The sequence below is a fragment of the Moorena sp. SIO3I6 genome, from assembly GCF_010672095.1.
This window is the reverse complement of the sequence record NZ_JAAHHU010000224.1, coordinates 1-8,206: the sequence shown is the minus strand read 5'-3', so window position 1 is coordinate 8,206 and position 8,206 is coordinate 1. Positions and strand designations below refer to the sequence as shown.

5 protein-coding genes and 5 pseudogenes are annotated in these 8,206 nt (G+C 44.3%); 9 read left to right on the top strand and 1 reads right to left on the bottom strand.

All coding sequences use genetic code 11. The features are described 5' to 3' along the window. Positions 1–522 precede the first annotated feature (522 nt). Entirely contained in the window at positions 523–2,310 is a 1,788-nt protein-coding gene (gene aspS, locus F6K49_RS32005; RefSeq protein ID WP_293029074.1) for an aspartate--tRNA ligase, read from the top strand. A gap of 27 nt (positions 2,311–2,337) precedes the next feature. Here the strand turns inward: aspS and F6K49_RS32000 are convergent, their stop codons facing one another. Continuing rightward, positions 2,338–3,288 carry a YbhN family protein gene (locus F6K49_RS32000; protein WP_293029077.1) on the bottom strand — a complete coding sequence of 317 codons (951 nt, stop codon included), beginning with the start codon at positions 3,286–3,288 and terminating at the stop codon, positions 2,338–2,340. Between the two features lie 464 nt (positions 3,289–3,752). Between F6K49_RS32000 and F6K49_RS31995 the strand changes: the two genes are divergently transcribed. From F6K49_RS31995 to F6K49_RS31970, 8 genes and pseudogenes are all read left to right on the top strand, one after another. Next, positions 3,753–4,580, top strand: a complete 828-nt coding sequence (locus F6K49_RS31995; protein ID WP_293029080.1) for an NACHT domain-containing protein — start codon at positions 3,753–3,755, stop codon at positions 4,578–4,580. 67 nt (positions 4,581–4,647) lie between these two features. Beyond that, positions 4,648–5,963: pseudogene (locus F6K49_RS31990) on the top strand (IS701 family transposase). A 272-nt stretch (positions 5,964–6,235) separates the two neighbouring features. Beyond that, positions 6,236–6,508 carry a hypothetical protein gene (locus tag F6K49_RS31985; protein WP_293029083.1) on the top strand — a complete coding sequence of 91 codons (273 nt, stop codon included), beginning with the start codon at positions 6,236–6,238 and terminating at the stop codon, positions 6,506–6,508. 45 nt (positions 6,509–6,553) lie between these two features. Further along, positions 6,554–6,875: pseudogene (locus tag F6K49_RS31980) on the top strand (transposase); the annotation flags it as partial. A 135-nt stretch (positions 6,876–7,010) separates the two neighbouring features. Beyond that, positions 7,011–7,123: pseudogene (locus F6K49_RS31975) on the top strand (IS5/IS1182 family transposase); the annotation flags it as partial. Between the two features lie 17 nt (positions 7,124–7,140). Then, positions 7,141–7,281: pseudogene (locus tag F6K49_RS53720) on the top strand (transposase); the annotation flags it as partial. Continuing rightward, entirely contained in the window at positions 7,268–7,420 is a 153-nt protein-coding gene (locus F6K49_RS53715) for a transposase (RefSeq protein WP_366514161.1), read from the top strand. The pseudogene F6K49_RS53720 and the gene F6K49_RS53715, both read left to right, overlap by 14 nt. Positions 7,421–7,886: 466 nt before the next feature. Continuing rightward, positions 7,887–8,051 (top strand): annotated as a pseudogene (locus F6K49_RS31970) (IS4 family transposase); the annotation flags it as partial. Between the last annotated feature and the right edge of the window lie 155 nt (positions 8,052–8,206).

The window sequence follows — 8,206 nt, the reverse complement described above, 5'->3', positions numbered from 1 at the left end:
CAGGAGAAACTAAAGCAGCTCCTTGAACCTCACTGGTGCTGGTGACAAAATTTTGGATAATGGTCTCCAGCTTGGCGGTATTAATGGTCATGGTTATCCATTCCTCATCAAAACGTTACTGCTCAATCGAGTTTGTGGAAAATAGAGTGATAGGGAAAGTCTAGCCAATTATCAAGGTCTAGTTGCCATACTCGGTCGTTGCAGTAAATTCGTCGGAGATCTGGCTTGGGTTAGGATATCAGGAACTATAGCCCAAAGGTACACAGAACCTATGAAACCTTTTCCCCCATATCAGGAAGCCTAGTGTCAGACTATGGCCTAGACTCGGGTCAAATGAGCTATAATTCAGACTTTGTGGTGGCTGAAATTGCCTGGGTCGGCTTACTGGCGGGGGATTTTAATCCTAGTAAAGTGCCTGTAAAACAGGAAATATCATCCGTGAGGGTGAGAATCTAAGACCATAACGCGCCAGGGTTTAGCCTGATAAGTAAATTAATTCAACCAGTATTATAGACAAAGACTATGCGAACTCATTATTGTGGTCAACTCCGAAGCCAGCACATTGGTGAAACTGTTACCCTCTGCGGCTGGGTGTCCAGACGTCGCGACCATGGAGGTGTGATCTTCTTGGACCTACGGGATATTCGTGGTGTTGTCCAAATTGTTAGTGACCCTGAGCGTACCCCCGATTCCTATCAAGATGCCGATCACCTGCGCAATGAATATGTAGTGAAGGTTACCGGACGAGTTACTAAGCGTCCTGACGAGTCCCTTAATCCCAAATTGCCTACTGGCGAGGTAGAAATTTACGCTCTCTACATTGAACTGCTCAATAAAGTGCGTAAGCAGTTGCCATTTCAGGTGTCCAGTGCTGATACTGAGTCAGTGCGAGAAGACTTACGGCTGAAATATCGGTATTTGGACTTAAGACGCGATCGCATGAGCAAAAACCTGCAACTGCGCCATCAAGTGATTAGAGGAATTCGCCGTTACCTGGAAGATGAACAAGGTTTCATGGAAGTGGAAACCCCAGTACTAACTCGTTCCACTCCCGAAGGTGCTAGAGACTATCTTGTCCCCTCCCGTGTTAATCCGGGTCAGTGGTACGCTCTGCCCCAATCCCCCCAATTGTTTAAGCAGCTGTTGATGGTATCGGGTATGGATCGATACTACCAGATTGCCCGATGTTTCAGGGATGAAGACCTCAGAGCTGACCGACAGCCAGAGTTTACCCAGTTGGACATGGAAATGTCGTTTATGTCCCAAGAGGAAATTCTCCAGCTTAATGAGACATTAGTATTTCACATTTTTAAAACAGTCAAAGGTATTGATATCCCCAGACCATTCCCCCGCCTCACTTACGCTGAAGCCATGGAACGCTACGGAAGTGATAAACCCGATACTCGCTTTGGCTTAGAACTAGTCAATGTCTCTGATTTGATGAAAGATTCTGGCTTCAAAGTCTTTTCGGGTGCAGTAAAGACTGGGGGTGTAGTCAAAGTTCTACCTATTCCTGGTGGTAATGAAGCTATATCGAATGTCCGGATTAAACCAGGGGGTGACTTATTCAAAGAAGCAAGCGAAGCTGGTGCTAAGGGGATAGCTTACATCCGGGTGCGAGAAGGAGGTGAAATTGATACCATCGGGGCGATTAAGGATAACCTAAGTGATAGCCAAAAACAGCAGTTATTAGAGGCAACTGGTGCTACTGCTGGTCATTTGCTGCTGTTTGGTGCTGGTTCAGCTGACATTGTCAATAAAACCCTCGACCGGTTACGACTTGTAATTGGTCAAGAATTGGGATTAATTGATTCAACAAAAATTAACTTACTCTGGGTAACAGATTTCCCGATGTTTGAGTGGAATGCGGATGAAAAGCGTTTAGAAGCACTGCACCACCCATTTACAGCTCCTCATCCTGATGACTTAGATGATTTGAAAACGGCTCGGGCTCAAGCCTATGACTTAGTATGGAACGGGGTAGAAATCGGTGGTGGTAGTCTCCGGATATACCAGCCAGAGATTCAGCAACAGGTTTTTGAAGCTATTGGCTTGTCCGAAGAGGAAGCTCACAGTAAGTTTGGGTTTCTGCTGGAAGCCTTTGACTATGGTGCCCCTCCTCACGGTGGGATTGCTTATGGTTTGGATCGGCTAGTAATGCTATTAGCTGGGGAAGAATCTATTCGCGATGTGATTGCTTTCCCGAAAACCCAACAAGCACGTTCTTTGCTAACCGATGCTCCAGGTGTTGTGGATGATAAACAGTTAAAAGAGTTGTACGTAGCTTCTACCTATCACGATGAAGTATGAAGTATGAAAGTATGACTTATGAAGTTTTCATCCTTGATCTTGGTTAGAAGAGCGATCGCTTGGAGGTTCATTTAACCATGCCAGTGCCGCACCGCCAACTTCTGATAGAATACTGATCAAACGATACAAGGCAACGGAACTCAGCACCAGTGCCGGAGCAAAGTCATGCTCTAGTAAACCCACTGCAGTGGCTTCAAATACCCCAACTCCCCCTGGTGCCCCTGGGACAATTAAGCCCAACAGCCAAGCTACACTAAACCCACTAAGCAACAGGGGGAGTTGGCTGGGGCTGATTGGACTTAAGGCTAACAGGGTAAGCAAAAAGCCTAAACCTCGCAATCCCAAAAAGCCCAATTCCCCCAACAATGGTAGGATTGGGTAGCGCTTGACCCGGATAATCTGATCTTCATCTGATTCAATGCTTTTCTTCTTGCCTGTTAATTGAGCTAAATACTGTAGGCATGGGTTTAAACACCAAGGATGAATCAGTATCAGTACAGCAAACAGAATTGGGAGTTGAATGATCCGGCTGGCCAAAGGAGAGCTGATCAAAGCCAGCAATAAAGCACCTACTGCCATCATGGGAGGTTCCATTAACACACTCAGAGTAGCTACTCCCAATGGAACTCCTGCTGTTTTAGCTGCCCAGATCCGACCATAGAAGTGCCAAACGTTACCTGGTAGATATTTGGCAATGTTAACCTTCAGATAGATCCGGATACACCATCCAAGCCCTGGTTGTTGGTCGAATTCCCGGAGCATCCAATGCCAAACCCAGCCAGTCCAGGTGTGGGCTAGCAATGTCACGCCAACAGCGATCCCTAAACAAGTCCATCCAGAAGTGCTGATCCGAATCGCTAGCACTTCTTGCCAGTTGTCTTTCAAGGCTTTTGCTAAGAAGAATAATGTCCCACCTAAGATTGCCCAGCGTAGGTAAGGTTTTAGGGGTGATAGGACTCGCTTAATCGCTACATTCATTGACTATCTATTCTAACATTTTTACAAAGTAATACGACACTTAGAAGATATCACAAATGACAGACAAAGAATGAGAGTGATAAAATGCTAAAAACTCAATTCGGTTACTAATAGTTAAAAATATATATTTTAAATATAGCATTGTTTATAAAAATTTAGAATTGATCAGCAGTGTCATCGAGTAAGCGTGTTTACACCAAGTTTGGTTGTTACTAGGTCACTATTGCAACGGTTTTTTGCCCAAGAGGATTGAGCGTTGACAGTTGACGGTTAAAAGTCAAATTCAAGGATAGTCTTACCAGTAAATTACATCTTTAAGCGGCAACTTAGTATTAGACTCGCTTACACTCGAAAGCAAGGGGCTTTGTAGCAGTAGCATCACTATGCCAGAAAACATGTCGGACAAGCCATCGTTCCAAAACAAGTCAAATGAGAAAGCTTTGGAACCAGAATAAAACTTGGTCATGGGGTTGTGGGGAAAATTCACCTCACAGTTTCACGACGGAAAATCAACCTCACAGTTTCAAGACAAGTATTACCAAAGCTTAGTCTACGGTTTTCGTGACTTGAAGACAGTAGTGTTGAACACAAGGCTATCAAGGTTGGATTTCGAGCAGGTATTTGTCCCCCTAAGATTCGCTACAAAAATTCCAGGTAATAGACCATTACCTAAGACAAACTCCCATCAATCTCAGATCAGTCCGGAAATTTGGGATTTTATCGCCAAAATACCTAAAAGACGAGCCTATCGACATTTGGCAATCATTGCCCCCCCAGGATCAGGAAAAACCACTACCTTGCAGCATTTGACCCTGACCTATGCCAACAATGCTCACCGCCAGTATAAAGCGCCAAAACTAATTCCTATACTGGTATATTTGCGGAATAGTTGCGATCGCATTACTAGTGAGCAAAAACCTAACTTGGCACAGCTAGTTACGAAACAAGTTGAGGAAGGGTCATTACCAGGATTGGGTCAATCCGCAGGCTTGGAACAACCTCCTGCTAATTGGTTTCGGGATCAGTTAGAAAATGGCAAATGCTTAGTGATGTTGGATGGGTTGGATGAAGTAGCTGATCCGGATCAGCGTCAGCAGGTGAGTCAATGGGTTAACCAGCAGATGCAAACCTATCCCCAAACTGCTTTTATCTTGACATATCGTCCCCAGGGCTATCGTACTACACCAGGGTCACAGGTCGAAACGGTGTTAGAAGTACAACCATTTAATTTCAACCAAATTCAGCAATTTCTTCAGGGCTGGTATCAACAAACTCAGATTAGTGGGATTTAAACAATAAAAAGAGTAAAATAAGGCTATAATACTTATCATACAGTAATTTTACGTCGAAATAACCGACCTGAGAGAAACCACTCCCTCCGCCATGCCCCCGTGCTTTGAGAAATGGTGTAAACGTTTCGACGATTGCTTCATGCGCCAAAGCCCAAAAAACCGGATTTAGACATTATTTAGGGGGATTATTAGGGGAAAGCGAGAGGAAAAACCTGACACAGATGGCAAATAATGCAGTAGGTGTAGTTTACAGCCGATTACACCATTTCTTGACTGATGCCCCTTGGGATGCCGTTAAGATCAATGAACGCCGTTTACAAGTGATGAACAAATGTTCAAGGGACCCGAATCAAGGGAGGGTTTGCCTTGATTTTGGATGACTCTGGACATAGAAAAAGTGGTAACTTGACGCTTCGGAGTGGGAAGGCAGTATCTAGGAGAAATCGGTAAGACAGACAATGGAATAGTCATCTCCCACAACCCATATTTATGATGGCAAAAAAAGCTTACCATTAGACCTAGAATTATATCAGCACGCCACTTCACTAGCTTTGGGAAAGAAAGATGAGGAATTTCAGAAGAAGCCTGACTTGGGAATAGAGTTAATTGACCGGAGTAAGGCTCGGGGGTATCGTCCAGGAATCGTCTTAATTGATGCCGGTTATGGCAACAATACAACCTTTATCAAAAAATTGGAAGAAAGGAAGCTAAAGTATTTAGGAGGGGTCGCTAAAAATGCGCCAAAGGCGCACGCTACGCGAACGGAAAGTTATTATTAAAACTGAATCAGACATTGAAGTAAAAATTACGGATGAATTAGCGAAAAGCCTCTCCTAAGATGATTTTGAGGAAGTTCATCTCAACGAACGAGCAACCGAAAAGTGTTTGGGTGGCAACATTAAATGCCAAGCTGTCTCGTCTAGAAGGAGAAAGAACATTTGCTATCGTAGGAGATGCAAGTTCAATTGAAGAGGCGACAGACATTGATGATTTTATCACTAATGTTGATTCATATAAAGTAACAGCACAGTGGGTTATAACGACTTACTCTCAAAGAAATTGGGTAGAAGTATTCTATCGGGAAGCTAAGGGATGGCTCGGCTTGAGAGAATACCAAGTCAGAGATAAAAGAAGTCTGATTCGCCATTTTATCCTAGTCTTCTGTGCCTACACTTTTATTCTTTGGCACAAGTTAACTGGAGGACTACAAAGACGCTGGGCTAATCAACCTTGGCCAAAGGCCACGCTACGCGAATGAATACTTTTCCTGAGGCTCTAGAAGCTTTTCGTACTGCCATGTCTTTCCGTTTCTTTAATTGGTTGACCCAAAACCGAGACGTATTTGCCTTTTATAAAGCGAGTAAGGGCTTTATTTGGGGTTGATTTTTGTTTAAGTCCCACTAGCGCCAATTGTCGATTTCTCAATGAGTACCATTGGTCAACCCGTGAAATGATTCGACAGGTGCGACAAGGGGTTATAGCCAAATTGCTATCCTACAAACCAAAAGGGCGAAGACCATGTTTGCAGGTAATTATTGACTTGACTAGCTAAGAGTTACGAGGGTTTTTCAAAGCTTTTGACTCCCTTATCAGTGTTTTCAATGGCAAACTTCGATTGCACTTAGTCGTGCTGTACCTGGTGGTGGGACAGTGGCGTGTGCCTTGGAATTTTCGAGTGTTTCGGCGGTTATGGCACAACAACACAAGCACAACTAGGCTTGCGCTTAGTACAACGATTGCCTAAAGCCTTGACTCGTCGCTTTCAGGTGATGATATTAGCAGATACCGCCAAATGTAGTGTGGAATTAAAGCGAGGCATTCGCAAGCTCAGATATCACGCTGTAGTTGGAGTCCGCCGTGACCGTAAACTGGTTGATGGACGCCCACTATCTAGGGCGTGTCATCAAATAGGAATCAATCTAGTTTAGAATCGATAAATGTAGAGAGTTGAGTCAATTAGGATCCGTGCTATCATGACACGTCGCTATGCCTTGCGGGATGACCAGTGGGAAAGAATCAAAGACTCACTACCAGGACGAAAAGAGACAGTTGGAGTGACGGCATGCATATAACCGATTATTTGTCGAAGCAGTGCTGTATCGGTACCCTTGCGGGTATTCCCTGGCGGGACTTACCGGAAAGATTTGGGGATAAACGAGATAGTTCATACCCGTTTGCTGTCGGTGGGCAAGAAGTGGCGTGTGGCAAAAGATATTTGAGGAGCTAGCCAAGGATGCAGACAATGAATATGCAATGATTGACTCAACAATTGTACGCGCCCACCAGCATAGTGCTTTGAAGTTACCGTAAGATAGTTGAGCCTTTATAGTTAGTAGGTTATGGGTAAAAGGTTCAAGTCTTTTGTAATAAGGCTCAACTATCTAAGGTTTCGTCTCTTGGGGCAAAGGGGGGGATGGGGCGGGCGAAGCCATCGGTCGCAGCAAAGGTGGACTGAGTACGAAAATTCATGCCGTGGTAGATGCCGCAGGTTACCTACTGGCTTTCATTTGACCCCTGGACAAGCATGTGACCTCGAGGTCGCGATGTCCTACTCGAAGACCTTAGAGCCGATACACTGATTGCAGACTTGGGATATGATGCTGACCAGCGCGTGATTAAACGACTTGAAGAAAAGGGCACTGCAGCTGTGATTCCGCCCAAACGCAATCGTACTTTCCAGCGTGAATATGATAAAGACTTGTATAAAGCACGACATCTGCGCCACGAATTTCTTTGCCCAACTCAAACAATATCGAGGAATCGCGACACGTTATGATAAGCGAGCAATAAACTTTCTCGGGGCAATTTATCTTGCTGCTACTGTTATCTGGCTTAATTGATGACACGCCCTAGTCTGTACAAGCGAGGGCAACAAGTTCGGCTTAATGGCAAACCCATAGTTGTTTCCATTTCTTGGTTCTATCTCAAACGTGACGGCAAATCTAACAAGCGCAATGTCGCTGTCTACTAGACCTATGAAAGCCAGCACTATCAACTGGTGGGGCAAGCGCAGGTCGCCTATTGAGGGCTGGTAAAAGAGCTGCTAAGCACCGTTAAGCGACTGCACCGCTAGCTTGCGCAAACCAAACTAGGGATGTACCGTTGGCTGATTTTATCAATGATAGCCTACCTGTTGGCACACTGGGCTTATCTTTCTACTGATTCAACCACCTTACCCGATTGGGGGCAAGTAGCTGAAAAAGCTCTCCACTCTTTCCTCCCTCAGCTTGTTGTCTGCATATTATTAACTGATATCCTCCGATTGCAACCTCTGCTTCAAGCACAGGGAATTGATATCAACATTTCTTGGTGCAAGATGTGAGTAGTAGTAATTTAAAAGAACAACAAAGTATTTTATCAAAAGTTATCCCGATTTTAAAAAACTATAAAATCTGTGTATTGGGAGATTGACCTTTGGTCACGCTTCGCGAACGAGAATTTTGTTCTGTAAAGTTAGCAAATCATCTTCAGTAATTGGGTAGAGATTTTTGTTTGCGTTGGCTTTGTTGCATAAAGAGTATGAGTTGAGTGAGATAATCTATAGAGAGAAAAATAGAGCTTCCCCTTAGCCATGACAGAAGCAACCGCCAAGACCAAATATAAGATATTGAATTGGAGTAAGTACA